The sequence below is a fragment of the Celeribacter litoreus genome (assembly GCF_020165855.1).
Classification (GTDB): Bacteria; Pseudomonadota; Alphaproteobacteria; order Rhodobacterales; family Rhodobacteraceae; genus Celeribacter; species Celeribacter litoreus.
This window is the reverse complement of the sequence record NZ_JAIUFY010000005.1, coordinates 255,703-273,640: the sequence shown is the minus strand read 5'-3', so window position 1 is coordinate 273,640 and position 17,938 is coordinate 255,703. Positions and strand designations below refer to the sequence as shown.

The window sequence follows — 17,938 nt, the reverse complement described above, 5'->3', positions numbered from 1 at the left end:
CTCAGCTGAATTCAGGGCTGCGTTTTTCCAGAAAAGCGCTGTAGCCTTCGCGGAAGTCGTCGGAGGAGAAGATGTCTCCCAACATCCGGTTGACGTGCGTAGGCGCGTCGGATGTCTGGGCGACGATTGCGTTCACTGCTGCTTTGGCAACGGAGAGCGAATTTCGGGAAAGGCTTGCCAGTTTGGCGGCGCGTTCATTGACGAAGGCTGTGAGGCCGTCAGACGCGCAGACGCGGTCGATCAGACCGTCACGACAGGCATCTGACGCGGCAGCCAGTTCCGCGAAGAACAGCATCTCCTTGGCACGACCCGGCCCGACCAGTTGAACGAGACGGTTGGTGTCGCCGAAACTGTAGGCCGCGCCGATTTTCGTCGGCGTGATGGCAAAGCGGCTCCGGTCACTGGCGTAGCGGAGATCACAGGCCATGATCAGCGCACAGCCACCTCCGACACAGAGACCGTCGATCTCCGCGATGATCGGTTTCGAGCAGTGCATCAGAGCGTCCAGCGCGCCTGTGAAAATCTCTGAAAACGCGTTGGCGCTTTCAGGTGTCGCGTAGGTAACGGAAAACTCGGAGATATCCGCGCCACAGCAGAAGGCCTTTTCACCTGCGCTGGATACGACAATCGCGCGGGTTTCAGGGTCGGCATCCAGATCGGACACCATCCGCCCCAAGGCGCTCCAGCTTTCTGTATCCAGCGCATTGAGCTTGTCCGGCCGATTGAGCGTCAGACGTGCGACGGCACCGGACTTGGACAACAAGATTGAGGGTTCGTTGGTCATTTCAGCTCCGAGAAAAGTCACCGCAGCACTGCCGGCAGCCATGTGGCCAGCGCAGGGAATGCGGTCAAAAGAACGACATGCAGGATCATCAAGAGGCAGAATGGCAGCGCAGCCCGCGCTAATCGGCCAATCGGATCCCCCGACAAGCGTTTCAAAACAAAGAGATTGATGCCGACGGGCGGCGTGATCTGGGCCATCTCGATCGTGACGATCAGAAAGACGCCGAACCAGATCGGGTCAAAGCCCGCCGCCGTTACGAGCGGCAATGTCACCGGTAGCGTCATCACGATAGTGGATAGCCCGTCGATGACGCAGCCGAGCATGAGGTAGAACACCACCAAGAGGGCGATGAGGGTCAGCGGCGCGAGGTTCATCGCCTCGATGGTGGTCGCGATCTCACCGGGGATGCTGAGCCGCGCCATGGCTTTGGTCAGGAACAGTGCGCCTGCGAGGATGAGAGCGATCATGCCGCAAGTTTTCACCGTGCCCATGAGCGCCTCGGCAATTTTCGCGATCGATCTGTCCGGTTCGATGAGCAGGAGGACGAGAGCACCAGCGACACCGATGGCAGCCGCCTCTGTAATCGACGCGAGGCCAGAAAACATAGACCCCATCACGCAGAGCACCAACAGGAGGGTCGGCGCGAGTTTAGAAATCGCCCGCAGGCCGGAGAGGAAGGTCAGCGGCGCAACATCGGCTTCTTCAGGCGCTTTGGATTTGAAACCGATCCACGTCATGAAGAGGACGCACAGCAGCAGCCCTGGAACAACACCCGCCACAAAAAGGTCGAGGATCGAGACCTGAGCAATCACGCCGTAAACGATCATCGGGATGGACGGCGGGATGAGCAGGCCAATGGAGCCAGCGCCCGCCAAAGAGCCACGATTAAGCAAAGGATCGAACCCGCGGCGGTCGATCTCATCGAGCGTAATGCGTCCGACCGTGGCGGTTGTAGCCGCAGAAGACCCCGAAATTGCGGCGAAAAGCGCGGACGCGAGCACGTTCACCTGAATGAGACCACCGGGCAACTTGCGCGCAAACGGAGCCAGACCGTCGAACAGGCTTTTGGACAGTCGGGTGTGATAGAGCAACTCGCCCATCAGAACGAACAGAGGCAGTGTGACCATCTCGGCAGACGTCGCGTTCGCCCAGATGTCGGAGGCGAGAAAGCTCCCGACCTTCATGTTTTTGAACAATTCGAGGGAAAGGATTCCGACGCCCATGAGCGACAGTCCGATCCACGTCCCGCTCACCAGAAGGAGCGCCAGAAACCCGAGGATAAATGCAGCCGGAAATCCCATATCTTAGACCTCCGTCAGCGGATCGAATTCGTGCGGCGCGGCTTCTGCGAGACCGACCAATTCGAGAATGCGGGCGAAAATTCCGATGACGAGGAGCCAAAGAGAGACCGCGAGGACCATCTGCGGCACCCACATCGGCGTGCGGGAGGGGTAGAGGCTCACAGAACCGCGATCGAGGCTCTTCAGCGCGTATTCCGTCAGATGCCATGCGGCGAAAGCGGCGATTGTCAGGCCGATGAGAGCGGTGATGACAGCGAAGATGCGTTCAACCTTGGGAGGTAGTTTATCGGTGAGAAGGCTGACACGGATATGCCCCTCCTCGGTCAGCACCCATCCAGACCCTGCAAACAGACCCGCACAGAGGAAATAGCTGGCGTATTCGGTCGCCCAAGGTTGGGACGTTTTAAAGACCGAGTTCAGCACAACCTCAAGCACCAGCATGGTGGCGAGGATCGCCGTGGCGACAGCACCAAACACGGCTCCGGCGCGCGTGAGGACAAGGCAAAGACGGTGGACCGCTTTCATCGCAGACCTCTCGTTAGGGAATTGGTTAGGAGGACTGCGGGGTCTACCATCCCGCAGTCCATGAGGCGTCGCGTGGCTTATTCGCCTGCGTGGAACGCCTCGAGTACTTCTGCGGCTTTCGGACCGGCGCGTTCGATCAAAGCGCCTTCCATATCCGCTGTTGCCGCACGCATGGTGGCCAGAAGTTCCTCGGAGGGTTCTTCGATGGTCATGCCATTGGCTTCCAGTTCGGCGATGCGGGTCTCGTGTTCAGCCGCTGCGACTTCCCAGAACTCAGGTTCCATTTTCAGGGCGAGGTCTTCGACGGTCTTTTGCGTCTCCGGATCGAGATCGTTCCAGTAGTCCATGTTTACGGACATAATGTTGAGCGAAATGATGTGGTCGGTGACGTAGCCGTAGTCCATGAACTCCCAATATTTCTGTGCGACAGCCGTGGTGCCGGAGGTCATGACGGACTCAAGCTTGCCGGTCGCGAGCGCAGGAACAATGTCACCGGAGCCGAGGATCAGCGGGAGCATCCCGAGGCTGTCGGCCATCGTGGTCGTGATCGCATCGAGCGTGCGGATCGGCACACCTTTGAGATCGTCGAGTGTGTTGACCTCTTTCTTGGTGTAAATGAGCTGGGTCGGCCACGGCACAGCGTAGAGCAGTTTCTGGTTCCGTTCTTCGAGCGCCTCGGCCCAAACCGGACGGATCAGCGCGAAGAACCGGTCGAGATCCTCTTCGGACTGGATGAGGAACGGAAGGCCATCGAGACCGAGGAGCGGCACGTCACCGACATTGAGGAAGGCCGCAGTTTCGCCCATCGGAACGACGCCGTCTTCGAGGGCGCGCACGGTTTCATTCGGCCGAACGCCCAGCGCACCGGCGGGATGGATGATGAGTTCAAGCTCGCCGTCGGTGGCCTCCAACACAGCAGCAGCAAAGTTCTGCGCGTCGATTGTGTGGAATTCGGATGGACCCCAGGGAATGGAGACATCCCAGGTTTCAGCGTGAGCGGCAAATGTTCCGACCGTCAGAGCGGCCGCAAGAGCGGTAGATTTGAGGAGGTGTTTCATTGGTCTCTCTGTTGGTAGATGTTGGTGGTTTTTTATTTGGTTATGCCTGTCTGAAGCCGCTTCCCCTCCCCAAGGCGCGGCACGCCGTCAGCCCCCTGAGAAGGGGTGTGCTGACATAAAACTTTCTGCGATTTTCGCGCGGCTTGTGATCCAGACCTCGTCGCGGAACTGGTCCACGTGATCGAGGAATTTTTCGAGCGCCCAGATGCGCCCGGGTCGTCCGATGATGCGAAGATGAAGCCCGACCGAGGTCATCCGCGGACCGAGCTCGCGCGCCTCGCGCAGATACCAGTCGAAGCTCTGGATGTTGTAGGCGAGCCATTGCTCCGGCGTGTAACTCGGAGAGGTCCACATCTTCATGTCGTTGGTGTCGATTGCGTAGGGCACGCAGAGGAGCGGCTTGGTGCTTCCGTCTGTCATGGCGACCTCTTCCCAGAACGGAAGATCGCTCGACAGGTTGTCCATGTGGTAGCTGTAGCCCTCTTCGAGCAGCAGGCGATGCGTATTGTCCGTATGCAGATAGCGGCTCAGCCAACCTTGCGGGCGGGCGCCGCAGGTACTTTCGATGCTCGTCGCGGCCTTCGAGATAAACTCCCGCTCGCGCTCTTCATCAAAGGAGAACTGGTGCACCCATCGGTAGCCGTGTGAGCAGACTTCATAGCCATTTTCGACAATGCGTGCCGCGAGAGCGGGCGCACGTTCCAAGGACAAAGCCGCCGCCGTGACCGTGCAATCCATCTCGCGCGCCTCGAGCAAATCAAAGACACGGCGCGCGCCCTCGTTGATCCCGTAGGCATAGTTGCTCTCGTTGATATAGTTGCGGATTGGAATGCGCAGCGCGACTCCAAGCTCATCGACCGGCTCCGGTTTTTTGTCGCCTTCCTTGATCGAAAGCTCGGAGCCCTCTTCAATGTTCACAACAATCGAAATGGCGAGCTTCTTGCCGTCAGGCCACGAGAAATCAGTCTTCGTCATAACGTCGCCCCCGGTTCATCACTGGCCATAGGTCACAGTCAGACTGGCCTGCCCAAGCGAGTAAGCGCCCGTCAGGAACCCGACGAAGGCGGGCATACTGTCTGCGGTGATCATGTCGGCTGGGAGTTGCGGGATGCTGAGCGCGTCGAGCGTGAAGACATAGCGATGCGCGGGGCCTTCCGGCGGACAGGCCCCACCATAGCCCGGCATCCCGAAATCGGTGCGCGTTTCCAGCGCACCGGCGGGCATTGGCCCACCTTCGGGGATACCCGTCACATCCGCCGGAAGATTGACGACAACCCAGTGTGTCCACCCGCCAATTCCGGTTGGCGCATCCGGGTCGTGCATGCGTAGAACAAAACTCTGAGTGCCCTCAGGCACATCGCTCCAGGTCAGTTGCGGGGATAGATTTTCTCCGTCACATCCAAAGCCATAGGGCTCGGAGAGCAGTTGCGCGTTCTTGAAGACCCCGTCAGGAGCCGATGAAGAAGAGAGGGAGAAGTCTGCCGCCCAAGCCGATGTCGGCCCTGTGAGACAAAGCGCGGAGAGCGCAGCGGTAGCTGCAGATTTCAGAGGGGTCATAAGTGCGTCCGTTAGTCTGTTTTCTTAAACTCAGACTAACGAGCGAGACTCACTGCGTGATGCCGTTCCGATCAACCTCGGCGCTGAAACGATCAATTTCATCGGGAAGGTTGCGCACATCTGACGGAGCGAACCCGAAACGCTGCCGGAACCGAATTGCAAAGCGGGATGCAGATTCGTAGCCCACGTCGAGCGCGATGCGATTAATAGGAAGCTCCGTTTCCTGAAGCATGCTCAGCGCACAAGACATCCGCGTGTTCACTTGAATAGCAGAGAGAGATGTGCCGAGTTTCGAGAGGCGCCGTCGCAGTGTCGCCTCACTCATTGCCATGGCTTCTGAAACTTCTGCGGCTGTCCAGCTGTGTGCGATGTCTTTGGAAATCAGGGCACGCACGAGTTGGTCGATCTCTGGCTCCTTGTTCGCGAGGTGAATACCGCTCTCGCGCAGCCATGCGAGCGTCTCGAACAACCGCAGATAGGCGACGAAATCGGACACCTCATCCGCGTCAATCAAGGCCTGTCGCGTCGAGATAAAGCTTTGTTCGAACCCTTCGTATACGGGCTCAACCCGTCGAATGTGATCCAACGCCTTTGGACGTGCGAATTCCTGACGGCGTTCGTTCTCGTCGAGCACTTCGGGAGCGAAGATGATCCAGTCTGCGATATAGGGCGCGTCTTCCGCCGGCTCGTTATAGCTATCATAGACGCCTGGTGTGATGACGATGTATTCGCCGGCATTCACCGTCACTTTGCCTTTTGCGTTCCGAATGATCTTGCGACCAGACCGGATCGCCACGAGCATCGGAGCATCGACCGTGACATGCATGGCCATGAGCGCCTGACTCTGCCGGATTTGCGCAGTCAGTCCAAATCCTTCACGCTGCCGAATCTCTCGAGGCGATTGAGCCGACAGGCGCACGCCCGTGGCTTTGCCACCATGCGTGCGTGGTAAAGAGTGCTGCATCCCGTGGGGCATCATGATCATGGCAGAACCTTAAATGAAAAGAGATCAAAGAAGGGTCATAAAGGCCCGACAAACCAAAGCCGCAAAATCCGGCTCCGTCTCTTCAAGCTTGTCGCTTAGATAGAATTTGCAGAAGGACTCGCAGCGAAATGGGTCAACGCATCATAGATTTTTGGAGGAAACTGACGTAATTTTGGGCAAACCGAACCGAAATGCCGCATTTACGAACAACTTAGCGCAACCGCACGCTGCTTCTGTGCATAAGACCACGACTCAGAGAGAGAATCTCTTCGCTGGCAAATTTTGTTCACCGCCATGAAGGAAATGGCGAGTTTCCGGAACCGGGGCTTGAGCGGCGCCACACCCACAAAGCCCTAGCACCGGCCAACACCTTGATATATGTGATAAGTGATCACAAATAGGCGCTTCATATGACCAAATCCCGTTTTCAAAAGATTTCCCGCGAACCGCTTCACGACAAAGTTTATCATGAATTGCGGTCTGCCATCATGGCTGGTCGATTTGCCCCAGGCGAGCGGTTGACGGTTCGTGGCATTGCGGATGAGTTCGGTGTGTCTGCTATGCCGGTCCGTGCGGCGCTTACGCGGCTCGTCGCAGAAAAAATCGCAACACAAAACGCAACTGGCGGCGTCGAACTTCCGAAAATGTCGCACGAAGAATATTTGGAGCGTATCGAACTTCGCGCGCTTCTGGAGGGACGTGCGGCTGCCCTCGCGGCAGCGAAGGCGAACAAACGTACAGTCTCTCATCTCGAAAAGCTGGCTGACGCACTGAGCGAAGCCTCTGTGGCAGGCGATGCTCGCGGCTACGTCAACGCCAATAAGAAATTCAAATTTGCGGTCGTAGAAGCCGCAGCTTCAGAGCCCCTTCAGGACCTCGTCTCGCGCCTATGGCTACAGGTCGGCCCATTCATGTACATGTTCCAAAACGATGTCGCGCACCAAGCTGAGATTGACCGACATCACCAAGTCGTCGACGCGATCCGTGAGGGCGATGCAGAACGGGCACGCGTCGAAATGGAGCGCGATATTCTCGACGGCATTGAATTCCTCAAGCGAACAGCGCCCGAAGACTAACCTCAATCGACAATTCAATGAATGAGACGCCCTCGGGCGTCCTGTCGGCATACGCTGACAATCAAACGCTTACACAATTTTCACGTCGTTCATTGCGTGATCTGTGATCACGGATTACAGTGGCCTCGAAACATCAGATTCGGAGCCCGAAATGGACCAAACGCCCTCTACCCATAACCTCTCCCTTGAGGAGCTCGACAAAGAGCGTCTCCTGCACCCCGCGACCTCCATCGCGGATCATCTGGCCAACGGGCCACGCATCATGTCGGAGGGCAAAGGCGTCCATGTGACCGACAGCAAGGGCAACACCTTCATCGACGGCGCCGCAGGTCTATGGTGTGTGAACGTCGGCTATGGCCGTCAGGAAATCGTTGATGCCGTGAACAAACAGATTTCGACCCTGCCGTTCTTTCACTCCTTCACGTCCATGTCGAACGAGGCCTCAATCCTTCTTGGCGACAAGGTCCTGAGCCATACCCCGAAAGGCATGAGCAAGATCATTTTCGGCTCCGGCGGCTCCGACGCCAACGACACCAACATCAAGCTCGTCTGGTATTACAACAACCTGCGCGGCAAACCGGAGAAGAAGAAGATCATCTCCCGCGACCGCGCCTATCACGGCGTGACCATCGGTTCCGGCAGTCTAACAGGCCTGCCTCTCTATCATGAGAAGTTCGACCTGCCGCTGCCGCAGATGCGCTACGCTTCCTCCGTCGACATGTATCGGGGCAAACCGGATGACATGAGCGAAGCCGATTTCGCCAAGAAACTCGCGAGCGAGATTGAAGACATGATCATCGCAGAAGGCCCGGAAACCGTTGGGGCCTTCATCGCAGAACCGGTGATGGGAACCGGCGGGGTTCTTCCGCCGCCCGCCGGCTACTTCAAAGAAGTTCAGAAGGTCCTCGACAAGTACGACGTGCTGATGATCGCCGATGAGGTGATCTGTGGCTTCGGGCGTCTCGGCCGCTGGTTCGGCTCCGATCTCTACGAAATTCGCCCGGATATTATGACGATGGCGAAAGGCCTGTCCTCCGGCTATCTCCCCCTCTCCGCCAGCGCGATCAGCGAACGCATTTGGGACGTGCTGCGTGACACATCTTCGCAGATGGCAAGCTTTGGCCACGGCTTCACCTACTCCGCGCATCCCGTTTGCGCCGCAGCAGCGCTCGCAAACATCGAGATCATGGAACGCGAGAACCTGATTGAGAAAGCCGCAACGACAGGCGCATACATGATGAAACGCCTGAAAGAAGAACTGGGCGACAGCCCGATTGTTGGTGACATCCGTGGTGAGGGGATGATCTTCGGTGTCGAATTCGTAAAAAACCGCGACACCAAGGAAGCTTTCGAACTGGGCCTCAAAACGGCAGGCAAGGTTCAGGCACAAGGCTATGAGAATGGTCTGCTTGTCAGGACACTTCCCCACCGCGACGTGATCGCCATGTCTCCGCCGCTCACGATGACCGAGGAAAACGTCGAAACTCTCGTCTCCGCCCTCAAGACATCCGTCGCGACCGTGACAGACCTGCACAAGACAGCAGGCGAGATTTAAGTCCCCTCATAACAATAATCTCTTCCCAAACATCTAGACCGGAGGCTCGCCTCCGGTCCTTTTCATTTGTGCGTCACTGGGAACAAAAAAGGCCGGACGAAAATCATCCGGCCTCTTCAAAGGTCTTCTTGATGCTAAATCACCCAACCCGCATCAAATAATTGCTTTCGGTATCCAAGGTGATCGAAACGCCCTCCGGCACATAGATCGTTGTCGTCGGCTCCTCAATCAATGCAGGCCCTTCGATCATATCGCCCGCGATGAGATCGCCCCCCATGTGCACAGGACACTCCACTTTGGCCCCTGCCGAATAGAGATACAGCGGGCGTTTCTGCCGGACTGTCGCCTCTTTTGTCTCTGAAGGTACTTTGCCTGCAGGCGCAATTTTCTCTGCGCATTCTCCCGTCACACGCACTTTCCAGGTGGTGAACTCGACCACATCCTCATCCATACGAACTGAATAGATGCGCTCGTGCATATCATGGAAGGCCTTCACGAGCCGCTCCAAATCTGCTTCCGTCAGCCCCGCATCCGTGAGCGTGAACGGCACCTCGATTTCCCAGCTCTGATAGCGATAGCGTCCGAGGAAGATAAACTCGAAGCGGTGCTGTTTCTCCGCGACGCCCGCGGCGTCGAGGAATGCCTTACCCTGCGCTTGTAGCGACATAAGCGCCTCCGTCACGCGGTCAGCGTCGAAGGCTTCAGACGATTGCATAAGCGTCGCAGTTTCCTCACGCCGAATATCGGAGATCAGACCGCCGAAGGCGGAAAGTCCCGCCGCAAAGCGTGGGATCAGGACTTCGCGAATACCCAATTCTCGCGCAATCTCTGCGATGTGTAGCGCCGTCGCACCGCCACCGACGACGATCGAACTATCGCGTGGGTCGATCCCCTCTTTGACGGTCATGTCATTGATCAGGCCGACCATGGCATTGTTCGAGGTCGTGTAGATCGCATGGGCGGCCTCTTCGAGACTGACGCCCATCTCTTCCGCGAGCGGGGTCAGGACCGCGATGGCTGCCTCTTTGTCGAGCGGCATTGTCCCGCCAAGGAACTGGTCCGGATCGAGCAGCCCCATCACGAGGTTTGCGTCCGTGATTGTCGGTTTTGTCCCCCCGCGCATGTAGCAGGCAGGCCCTGGAACCGCAGAAGCACTCTCTGGGCCAACGCGCAACATGCCGCCCGCATCGAGACGCGCGATGGACCCGCCACCCGCACCGACAGAGCGCACATCGATCTTCGAGATGCCCAACATGTCATGGCCGATCCGCGCCTCTGGTGAGACGACGAGAGCGCCATCACGAAGGGCGGACACGTCAAAGGTCGTGCCCCCCATGTCAGCCACAATCACGCTCTGCCCCGGCATAAGCTGTTGTGCCGCAACGGGAGCTAGCGTCGGCCCCGACATGACCGAGTAGATCGGCTGGCGGATGAGGTCCTCGGGCGGCATCATGCCCCCAACACAGTTCGCCAGAAGCAATTCACCGTCCCACCCCGCATCTTTCAGTGCACCAGTGAGCGCACTCACATAGCGCGAGACGATGGGCTGCAAGGACGCATCTGTGACTGCCGCAATGGTCCGACGATATTCACGGCCGATCGGGTTGAGCTCATGGCCGAGGGTAACAGGCACCTCCGGCCAGATTTCGCGGATAATCTCGCGCGTGCGCAGCTCGTGTGCAGGATTCGCAATCGACCAAAGATAGGAGACGGCAATCGCCTCAACATCAGCGGCTTTCATTGCGGTCACAGCGTCGGCAACTGCGGCTTCATCAAGTGGTTCGATTTCGTCGCCCGTCGCGGTCATCCGGCCAGCGACACCAAAAGTTCGGCTGCGCGGAACATAAGGATCAGGGTAATCGAGACGCCATTCGAAAACGGGCTTCGGAAGCGCCTCTCGGATGGTCAGCACATCGAGGTGTCCTGCATTACACAGGTAGCCTGTCTTGGCGACTTTTCCCTCAACGAGGGCATTCGTCGAGACGGTCGAACCATGGACAATGCGATCCACCTGATCGAGGAATGCGCCGATCTCAAACCCGAAACCTTCGGCAGCTTTGCCAATCGCGTTCATGAATCCGTTCTGGAACACGCCCGGCGTCGTCGGCGCCTTGAAAATGTGGCGTGCGCCTTGAGAGTCTTCAACGAGACAGTCGGTAAAGGTCCCGCCGATGTCGATGCAAATCTTGTAGGTCATCGAGCATCTCCAGCTTTCTCGCGCAACCGTTGCGTTTCTGTTTCGTTCAATGTCCAGTCCAAGGCGCTCGCATCCCATTCAACTGCGACGCAATGGACATCCTGCGCTCTCGATGGGCTGACCCATCCACGTCTGACAGAACGCACCACGCTGTCGGGATCGCGCTCGGACGGCGCACCGTAACCCCCGCCACCGCATGCGCGGAAGCGGACCGCTTGGTCAGACGAAATCGTCGTGTCACCGAATGCAGGCAAAACCCTCTCGGCTCCGTTTTGCTCGCGCATCCAGTTGCCGGAGGTTGCCGCCGCCCCCGCGCCCGCCACACCTTTGGCCGGCGTCACATCTCCATCCGATCCCCAGTAAACAGTCATCTCGCCTGCAAGAGGACGGAAAGTGCCTTCAATACCAGGAGCACCGTCCCACTGCCCGGGGCCACCTGAGTCTTCTGCACAGCCCCTTTGTTCGATGAGCACGGGATACATTCCCTCCGTGATTTCAATGGAGTCGATTTGCATCTGGCCGCCATCACAGGCCGCACCCGATGCCAACCAGCCATCGAAACCATGCGAGGCCCCACCTCCGCCGTAACCGATGAATACCTGATTCACATAAGGCAGACCGTCACGCGTCGGGTCTTGGCCGGATATCACAGCCTCGCCCAGTGCTTGTGAATACGCGAACTCGCCCATCCCGTTTTTCTCGCCGATCTGTGCGAAACAGGACGCCACGGCGGTGATCAGCCGAGAGGTCAGGTTGGTTGTCGCGACAGAGGTCCCAACGGGATAACGCGGGATGCCGACGGCACAGTTTTCGCGCAGCCGGATCTGTATGCGATCCGCACTCCCCTGATTGTGCGGAAGGTCCGGATTGAGGTTGTAGAAGACACCAATACGACACGCGGCGGTCGCAGTTGCTTCGGTTAGGTTTAGCCCGCCCGGAACACAATCGACGTTATCCGTCGCATCAACCGTGATCGTCGCCGCTACTGGATCGATCTCCACTTCGACGTTCACGGGAATTCCGTCATCAGCAACACCGGGAACAGGATCATGGCGCGTCTCAAACCGCCACCGCCCCGCAGGTAGTTTACGGATTTCAGCCTCCATCATGCGATCGCCATAGTCGATCCACTTTCGGATAAATGCCTTCAGAACATCCTTTCCATAGCGGTCCGCCAACTCTTGCAAACGGCGCTCGCCCGTCCGGCAGGCGCCGACTTGTGCGAGGTAGTCACCATACCAGAGATCCGCGACACGAATTTTCGTGCGGCACATCCGAATGATGTCGTTGCGGTCGCGATAATCTTGCTGGATTTGCACACAGGGGAGGTGCACACCCTCCTCATAAATCGTCGCGGCCTCCGTCAAATACGTCGTCGGAATCGGTGCTCCGATATCGGCGTGGTGCGCCCGGGACAAAGTCCAAAACAGGGGTTCACCATCGACGAACACCGGCACACACAACGTCATATCGGCGTGGTGCGAGTTCCCCGTGTAAGGGCAATTATTCATAAAGGCATCGCCAGGGCGGATGTCGTCGAAAAACTCGGTGATCGGTTTCGTCGCATGCTCAAGCGCAGCGATGTGGATCGGAATACAATCCTCGACCGAGAGCAATCTGTGATCATATGTCAAAAGGCCACATGAAAAGTCTTTTGAGTTTTTGATGACCGAGGACCGGCTGCACTTCATCAGAGTCGCGTTCATCTCTCGCACAATCGCGGAGAGGCGCGCAGACAGCACCGGCAGGAGGTGTGCTTCGAGTTCGGGAGCGTCGGTTTCACGCCCCATATTTCCGGCCGCTTCCGTCATGGTCGGGCACTCCATGTTTTTGCTATTGCGTGATCACAGATCACAATCTACGGTTAGCGGCGAGCCACCCATACAGCAAGCGGAAAATCCTTCCGCGTGACTGAAAAATTCAGATTGAACGAAAGAAAGCTATGCCCGCACACAATTACGCCGAGACAATTGAACTCTACATCGGCGGCGAATGGATCGGCCCTGATTCACGAGAAAACAGCCCTCTGGTCGATCCGGGCTCGGGGCGCACCCTCGCATCGATTCCCCATGCGACGACTGAAGACTTAGATCGCGCGGTCGCGACGGCAACCGACGCATTCCTCATTTGGAAAGATATGCCGCCGATCGCACGCGCAAAGATCATGGAAGCAGCGGCAGATCTGATCGAAGCACGCGCTGATGCAATTGCCGAAGTTCTGACTCTGGAGAACGGCAAGCCACTCGCGGAAGCGCGTGCGGAAGTCATTTTCTCCGCCGAAGCAACGCGTTGGTATGCCGAAGAAGGAAAGCGCACCTATGGCCGGATGGTCCCCGCACGCATTCCCGGCGCGCGCCAGATGGTACTCAAGGAACCGGTCGGTCCGACCGCCGCATTTGCGGCGTGGAACTTCCCTGCATCGAACGTCATTCGCAAAATTTCCGCAGCCCTCGGCGCGGGGTGTTCGCTGATTCTAAAAGCAGCCGAGGAAACACCAGGCACAGCGGTCGCGTTCACACGTGCCTTTGAGGATGCAGGGCTGCCCGCTGGCGTTCTCAACCTCGTATTCGGCGTGCCAGATGATATTTCAAAGCATCTTCTCGCAGCGCCTGAAATCAAAAAGGTGTCCCTAACCGGCTCAACACGCGTCGGCAAACTCCTTCAAGCGCGCGCGGCCGAAACTCTCAAACGCACCACGATGGAACTTGGCGGACACTCTCCCGTCATCGTCTATGGTGATGCAGATGTCGATCATGCTGTCGGCACACTTGCGGCCGCTAAATTCCGAAACGCGGGACAGGTCTGCACATCGCCGACGCGCTTCTTCATTCACAGCTCGATCTACGAAGAATTCTGTCAGAAAATGGCAGATGCGGCCAATGCCGTCGTTATTGGCCACGGAATGGACGACGGCACCCAGATGGGTCCAATGATCGCCCCCCGCCGCGTCGACGCGATGCGCGACCTCGTGGAGGATGCGGTCGAAAAAGGCGCACGCCTTATGGCGGGCGGCACAGCTCTCGAACTTCAGGGATGGTATTTCGCACCGACTGTTCTGGCAGACGTTCCCTCTACAGCGAAGATTATGAGCGAAGAACCCTTCGGCCCCATCGCCTCCGCAGTGCCGTTCGACACGTTCGATGAAGTGATCAAGAAGGCGAACGCCCTCCCCTACGGCCTCGCCTCCTTCGTCTTTACTCGTGACGGCGGCCTCGCACAGAAAACCGAACTCGCGCTTGATGCTGGACTTGTCGGCGTGAACCATACGGCCGTTTCGACACCGGAAACTCCGTTCGGCGGCGTAAATGAATCCGGCTTCGGATCAGAAAGCGGGATTGAGGGCCTAGAGGCCTATTTGCGCACCAAGTTCATCTCGGAGCTGTTCTGAGGGGACTTGCAATGATCGAACAGCCGCCTCGCAATCACCTCTCACGCCCCTCCGCCAGAGGGCCCGAGATCGTTGATTTTGTTGTAAAGCTGTTCGATCCGCGCAACCCGGTCCGCACTCTTGGAGCCGAGAGCATCCGTCAACTGAGAGACAATCGTCTCGACACACAAGAGCGTCGAAAGTCCTGTATCGAAGAGAGAGGGGCTCGCGACCGGCAAGGCAATGACCTGATCCGCGTGAGCGGCACAGGGGCTTTGCCAGCGATCTGTAAACAGGATCAGGCGGGCACCTGCCGCGCGCGCTTCTTCGGTAAAGTGGACGATGTTGCTCTGGTATCGACGAAAATCGAACACGACGACAATATCCCGACGCCCGATGTCCGCGAGAGTTGTGACCATGTCACGGGCTTCTGCCTCAACTTCGCGCACTTGACCTCGGACAGACGAGAGGCCGTAACCGAGGATCGTCGCGTGCCCCCGCGAATATCGCCCACCGATGAGATAAACCGGCCGCTTAATATCCGCGAGAATATCGACAACTTCAGCGATGGTTTGGGGCGGAACCATATCGATCGTTTCTTGGACCAACTCCATCGCATAGCGCCCGTATTTCTCAAGCGGCGCCCCACCATCGGTCTCCCCCGCCGCCGCACGCAATCGGCTCAAGGGCGTATCCAACGCCCCCTGAATTTCGTCACGCAGAAACTTTTGAAACTCGGGATAGCCGGAGTACCCCAGCTTCCCGACAAAGCGCAGCACAGTCGCCGGGCTGGTCGCGGCGTCTTTGCCGAGATCCGCCAGCGTCTTCATCGCAGAGACGGGATAATCCGAGAGGATGACACGCGATATTCGCTGCTCCGCCTTGGTCAGACCTGTGTCCAAATTCTGGATGCGTTCTCGAATCGTCACTGGCGCCTCACTCTTTTCATTTCGCGACATTTTTTAGCATATCCATTCGGTTCTGCGTCGAGCATTGGCAGAAAAGCCGGTCGCGCTTTGGAAAAATTTGTTTCATTAATATCCATTGACAATTTTTTTGCAATATTTATCCCATTAACTCAAACCTCGACCGCGGGCATCCTCGGTCGCGCCACAAGACGACCGCAATACCAGGGAATGATATGACGAACACCTCACAAGACCGGATACTAGAGGTCAAGACTCTCTGGCATTACTACGGAAACACACCGGCGCTTCGCGGCATTGATCTCGAAGCACGCCGCGGGGAGTTCGTCACGCTCCTCGGCCCGTCCGGTTCCGGCAAATCGACACTGCTGCGGATTCTTGCGGGCCTTGAGCTACCGACGGATGTGAATGTGATGACGCTTGACGGTCAGGACGTGTCCAACATTCCGGCAAACCGCCGAAACGTCTCCACCGTCTTCCAGCACTACGGCTTGTTCCCGCACCTGAACGTGCGCGAGAACGTCGAATACGGCCTCCGTGCGCGAAAGGTGCCTGCTGCCGATCGACGAGAGCGCGCTCTCAAGATGCTCGAGCAGGTGCAGTTAAGCGACTTTGCCGAGCGCCCCATCGCTCGCCTGTCCGGTGGACAAAAGCAGCGCGTTGCGATTGCGCGGAGCCTCGTTCTCGAACCCGTCATCCTGTTGCTCGACGAACCGCTCGGCGCACTCGATGAAAAGCTGCGGATCGACATGCAGGTCGAGCTGCTCGAATTGCAGCGACGCCTCGAGATGACTTTCATTTACGTCACGCACTCTCAGGAAGAAGCGCTCACCATGTCTGATCGCATCCTTCTGATGAATGACGGCGACATTGTCCAAACAGGGACGCCCGAAGACATGTTTGACCGGCCGAACTCACGCTTTTCGGCGAGTTTCATGGGGGTCGAAAATCTATTTGACGCGAAGGTCGTTGCCGTGTCGGACGCGGGCCTGACCGTCGAGGTCAACGGGGCCTCTATCGAAGGGGTCTGGACCGGCGCCTCCCTGCCTTCAGTGGGCGAGACAATCTGCTGCGGGTTCCGGTCTGAACGGGTTCAGATTGCCGACGACAGCACCACGTCCATGAACAGCCTCGAGGGCAAGCTCACCAGCCATATCTACAAGGGTAAATACCTTGATCTGACATACCAGACCGCGCTCGGACCGATCCGGATGCGGAGCTGGCAATCCCATGCTGCGCCGACCGAAACGGCCCGCATCGCTTGGCACAAGGATCAGACGATCCTTTGCCCAAAATCATAAAACTCTCCTCCAACTCAACGTCCAACAACAGGAACTCCTCCCATGAAAAAGTCCTCTTCTTCGCTGCTGACGCGCCGCTCCGTGCTGCGCGCTGGCGCTGCTCTTGGCGGCGCTGCACTCGCTTCTCCTTTCTATGCCCGCAATGCGTTCGCCGCGACCGGCAAGGTTCGCGTCCTTGGCGTGACCACCGTTGCGCTTCCGGCCTGGGATGGCTTCATGGCCGACACCGGCCTCGAAATCGAATTCGTGCCAATCGAGTCCAACCCTGGCCTCTACGTCCAGGAAGTGATCGCGAACGAAGCTGGCGATGACTTTGACCTCTTCATCTTCGACGGCGGCATTGAAGACCGTCTTGGGGCATCCGGTCACTTTCAGGCCCTCGACCCTGCCGCAATGAAGATGTGGGACAAGGTGTCCGCAGACGTGAAAGCCAGCCCGCTTCTCCAAGGTCCGGACGGCACCCAATACGGCGCCCCGATCGTGTTCAACGCAGACAGCTTCGGCTACTGGGTCAGCGACGACATGCCTGCTGGCGAAGACCTGTCCTGGGGAATGGTTTTTGAAAATGAAGCCATGCTCGGCAAAGTCGCGCTCGAAGACACGTGGCTCACCACCATGCCCAATGCCGCACTCTACCTGAAAGGCAAAGGCGCTGCGATTGGCGACCCGTCGAACATGACGCCGGAAGAAGCCAAAATGGTTGTCGACTTCCTCATTGAGCGCAAGAAAGCCGGACAGTTCCGCGCCTTCTGGCACTCCTACGAAGAATCTGTCGACATGCTCGGCAACCAGGAAGCCATGATCGAAGAATGCTGGGAGCCGGTGGTCAAACAGCTTCAGCGCGAAGGCAAAGACGTGGCCTATGCCAACTGTAGCGAAGGCTATTCCAAGTGGATGATCGGGGCCTATCTGCCGTCGCAGGCAGAAGATGAACGCCTCGCACGTGCCTACACAGCTATCGACTGGTTCCTCGGCGGTGACTACGGCGCCCAGATTGCTGTGAACCAAGGTTACGCAACTGCAAACCCGGAAGCTTCGCTCCAGTTCGCGGCCGATAACGGCTGGGATGCGGAACAGACCGCCGCGATCGAAGACAACATGGCGAAGGTCGAGCGCAAAATGGCGCTGCCGGATTACTGGCAGAACGCATCGCCAGACCACGTCGACGTCATCGAGAGCGAATGGGCCCGCTTCAAGCAGGCTTGATCCAAAGGCGCCGGGCTTTACGGCCCGGCGCACTCCAATCCCTTCCGACCCCAGGAGGCTCCGAGCCTTGTTCCGACCGCCCACTCACGTCGCGCCAGCG

General features: G+C 58.0%; 15 protein-coding genes. 5 read left to right on the top strand and 10 right to left on the bottom strand.

All coding sequences use genetic code 11. From position 1 onward, the window contains the following. Position 1: 1 nt before the first annotated feature. From LA304_RS03330 to LA304_RS03300, 7 genes are all read right to left on the bottom strand, one after another. Entirely contained in the window at positions 2-784 is a 783-nt protein-coding gene (locus tag LA304_RS03330) for an enoyl-CoA hydratase/isomerase family protein (RefSeq protein ID WP_224501701.1), read from the bottom strand. Positions 785-801: 17 nt separating this feature from the next. After that, complete coding sequence (locus tag LA304_RS03325) at positions 802-2,085, bottom strand: TRAP transporter large permease (RefSeq protein WP_224501700.1); 1,284 nt, start codon at positions 2,083-2,085, stop codon at positions 802-804. Between the two features lie 3 nt (positions 2,086-2,088). Beyond that, a complete protein-coding gene (locus tag LA304_RS03320) occupies positions 2,089-2,610 on the bottom strand; it encodes a TRAP transporter small permease (RefSeq protein WP_224501699.1) in 522 nt (173 codons plus the stop codon). A 77-nt stretch (positions 2,611-2,687) separates the two neighbouring features. Further along, positions 2,688-3,668, bottom strand: a complete 981-nt coding sequence (locus tag LA304_RS03315; RefSeq protein ID WP_224501698.1) for a TRAP transporter substrate-binding protein — start codon at positions 3,666-3,668, stop codon at positions 2,688-2,690. Between the two features lie 87 nt (positions 3,669-3,755). Next, positions 3,756-4,643: a polysaccharide deacetylase family protein gene (locus LA304_RS03310; RefSeq protein ID WP_224501697.1), complete on the bottom strand. Its 888-nt coding sequence runs from the start codon at positions 4,641-4,643 to the stop codon at positions 3,756-3,758. Between the two features lie 18 nt (positions 4,644-4,661). Beyond that, the gene (locus LA304_RS03305) at positions 4,662-5,225 is read right to left on the bottom strand and encodes a YbhB/YbcL family Raf kinase inhibitor-like protein (RefSeq protein ID WP_224501696.1); all 564 of its coding nucleotides are present in this window, start codon (positions 5,223-5,225) and stop codon (positions 4,662-4,664) included. Positions 5,226-5,274: 49 nt separating this feature from the next. Next, entirely contained in the window at positions 5,275-6,210 is a 936-nt protein-coding gene (locus LA304_RS03300) for a helix-turn-helix transcriptional regulator (protein ID WP_224501695.1), read from the bottom strand. 410 nt (positions 6,211-6,620) lie between these two features. Here LA304_RS03300 and LA304_RS03295 point away from each other — a divergent pair, with 410 nt between their 5' ends. Next, positions 6,621-7,286: a GntR family transcriptional regulator gene (locus LA304_RS03295; protein ID WP_224501694.1), complete on the top strand. Its 666-nt coding sequence runs from the start codon at positions 6,621-6,623 to the stop codon at positions 7,284-7,286. A gap of 151 nt (positions 7,287-7,437) precedes the next feature. After that, the gene (locus LA304_RS03290; RefSeq protein ID WP_224501693.1) at positions 7,438-8,841 is read left to right on the top strand and encodes an aminotransferase; all 1,404 of its coding nucleotides are present in this window, start codon (positions 7,438-7,440) and stop codon (positions 8,839-8,841) included. A gap of 139 nt (positions 8,842-8,980) precedes the next feature. Here the strand turns inward: LA304_RS03290 and LA304_RS03285 are convergent, their stop codons facing one another. Together LA304_RS03285 and LA304_RS03280 are read right to left on the bottom strand one after the other, a co-directional pair. Next, the gene (locus LA304_RS03285; protein WP_224501692.1) at positions 8,981-11,038 is read right to left on the bottom strand and encodes a hydantoinase/oxoprolinase family protein; all 2,058 of its coding nucleotides are present in this window, start codon (positions 11,036-11,038) and stop codon (positions 8,981-8,983) included. Continuing rightward, the gene (locus LA304_RS03280) at positions 11,035-12,864 is read right to left on the bottom strand and encodes a hydantoinase B/oxoprolinase family protein (protein ID WP_224501691.1); all 1,830 of its coding nucleotides are present in this window, start codon (positions 12,862-12,864) and stop codon (positions 11,035-11,037) included. The genes LA304_RS03285 and LA304_RS03280 overlap by 4 nt, the downstream gene beginning before the upstream one ends. A gap of 116 nt (positions 12,865-12,980) precedes the next feature. On the opposite strand from LA304_RS03280, the gene LA304_RS03275 reads away from it, so the two are divergent. Further along, positions 12,981-14,426, top strand: a complete 1,446-nt coding sequence (locus tag LA304_RS03275) for an NAD-dependent succinate-semialdehyde dehydrogenase (protein WP_224501690.1) — start codon at positions 12,981-12,983, stop codon at positions 14,424-14,426. A 41-nt stretch (positions 14,427-14,467) separates the two neighbouring features. On the opposite strand, the gene LA304_RS03270 is transcribed toward LA304_RS03275, so the two are convergent. After that, on the bottom strand, positions 14,468-15,364 hold the full coding sequence (locus tag LA304_RS03270) for a MurR/RpiR family transcriptional regulator (protein WP_224501689.1): 897 nt from the start codon (positions 15,362-15,364) through the stop codon (positions 14,468-14,470). Positions 15,365-15,546: 182 nt separating this feature from the next. Here LA304_RS03270 and LA304_RS03265 point away from each other — a divergent pair, with 182 nt between their 5' ends. Together LA304_RS03265 and LA304_RS03260 are read left to right on the top strand one after the other, a co-directional pair. Then, positions 15,547-16,632 carry an ABC transporter ATP-binding protein gene (locus tag LA304_RS03265; protein ID WP_224501688.1) on the top strand — a complete coding sequence of 362 codons (1,086 nt, stop codon included), beginning with the start codon at positions 15,547-15,549 and terminating at the stop codon, positions 16,630-16,632. A 42-nt stretch (positions 16,633-16,674) separates the two neighbouring features. Then, on the top strand, positions 16,675-17,838 hold the full coding sequence (locus tag LA304_RS03260) for an ABC transporter substrate-binding protein (RefSeq protein WP_224501687.1): 1,164 nt from the start codon (positions 16,675-16,677) through the stop codon (positions 17,836-17,838). Positions 17,839-17,938: the final 100 nt, after the last annotated feature.

Bases quoted from the DNA above. Each gene is read 5' to 3' on its own strand.
- LA304_RS03330 (WP_224501701.1), bottom strand. From the start codon at position 784: ATGACCAACGAACCCTCAATCTTGTTGTCCAAGTCCGGTGCCGTCGCA.
- LA304_RS03325 (WP_224501700.1), bottom strand. From the start codon at position 2,085: ATGGGATTTCCGGCTGCATTTATCCTCGGGTTTCTGGCGCTCCTTCTG.
- LA304_RS03320 (WP_224501699.1), bottom strand. From the start codon at position 2,610: ATGAAAGCGGTCCACCGTCTTTGCCTTGTCCTCACGCGCGCCGGAGCC.
- LA304_RS03315 (WP_224501698.1), bottom strand. From the start codon at position 3,668: ATGAAACACCTCCTCAAATCTACCGCTCTTGCGGCCGCTCTGACGGTC.
- LA304_RS03310 (WP_224501697.1), bottom strand. From the start codon at position 4,643: ATGACGAAGACTGATTTCTCGTGGCCTGACGGCAAGAAGCTCGCCATT.
- LA304_RS03305 (WP_224501696.1), bottom strand. From the start codon at position 5,225: ATGACCCCTCTGAAATCTGCAGCTACCGCTGCGCTCTCCGCGCTTTGT.
- LA304_RS03300 (WP_224501695.1), bottom strand. From the start codon at position 6,210: ATGATCATGATGCCCCACGGGATGCAGCACTCTTTACCACGCACGCAT.
- LA304_RS03295 (WP_224501694.1), top strand. From the start codon at position 6,621: ATGACCAAATCCCGTTTTCAAAAGATTTCCCGCGAACCGCTTCACGAC.
- LA304_RS03290 (WP_224501693.1), top strand. From the start codon at position 7,438: ATGGACCAAACGCCCTCTACCCATAACCTCTCCCTTGAGGAGCTCGAC.
- LA304_RS03285 (WP_224501692.1), bottom strand. From the start codon at position 11,038: ATGACCTACAAGATTTGCATCGACATCGGCGGGACCTTTACCGACTGT.
- LA304_RS03280 (WP_224501691.1), bottom strand. From the start codon at position 12,864: ATGGAGTGCCCGACCATGACGGAAGCGGCCGGAAATATGGGGCGTGAA.
- LA304_RS03275 (WP_224501690.1), top strand. From the start codon at position 12,981: ATGCCCGCACACAATTACGCCGAGACAATTGAACTCTACATCGGCGGC.
- LA304_RS03270 (WP_224501689.1), bottom strand. From the start codon at position 15,364: ATGTCGCGAAATGAAAAGAGTGAGGCGCCAGTGACGATTCGAGAACGC.
- LA304_RS03265 (WP_224501688.1), top strand. From the start codon at position 15,547: ATGACGAACACCTCACAAGACCGGATACTAGAGGTCAAGACTCTCTGG.
- LA304_RS03260 (WP_224501687.1), top strand. From the start codon at position 16,675: ATGAAAAAGTCCTCTTCTTCGCTGCTGACGCGCCGCTCCGTGCTGCGC.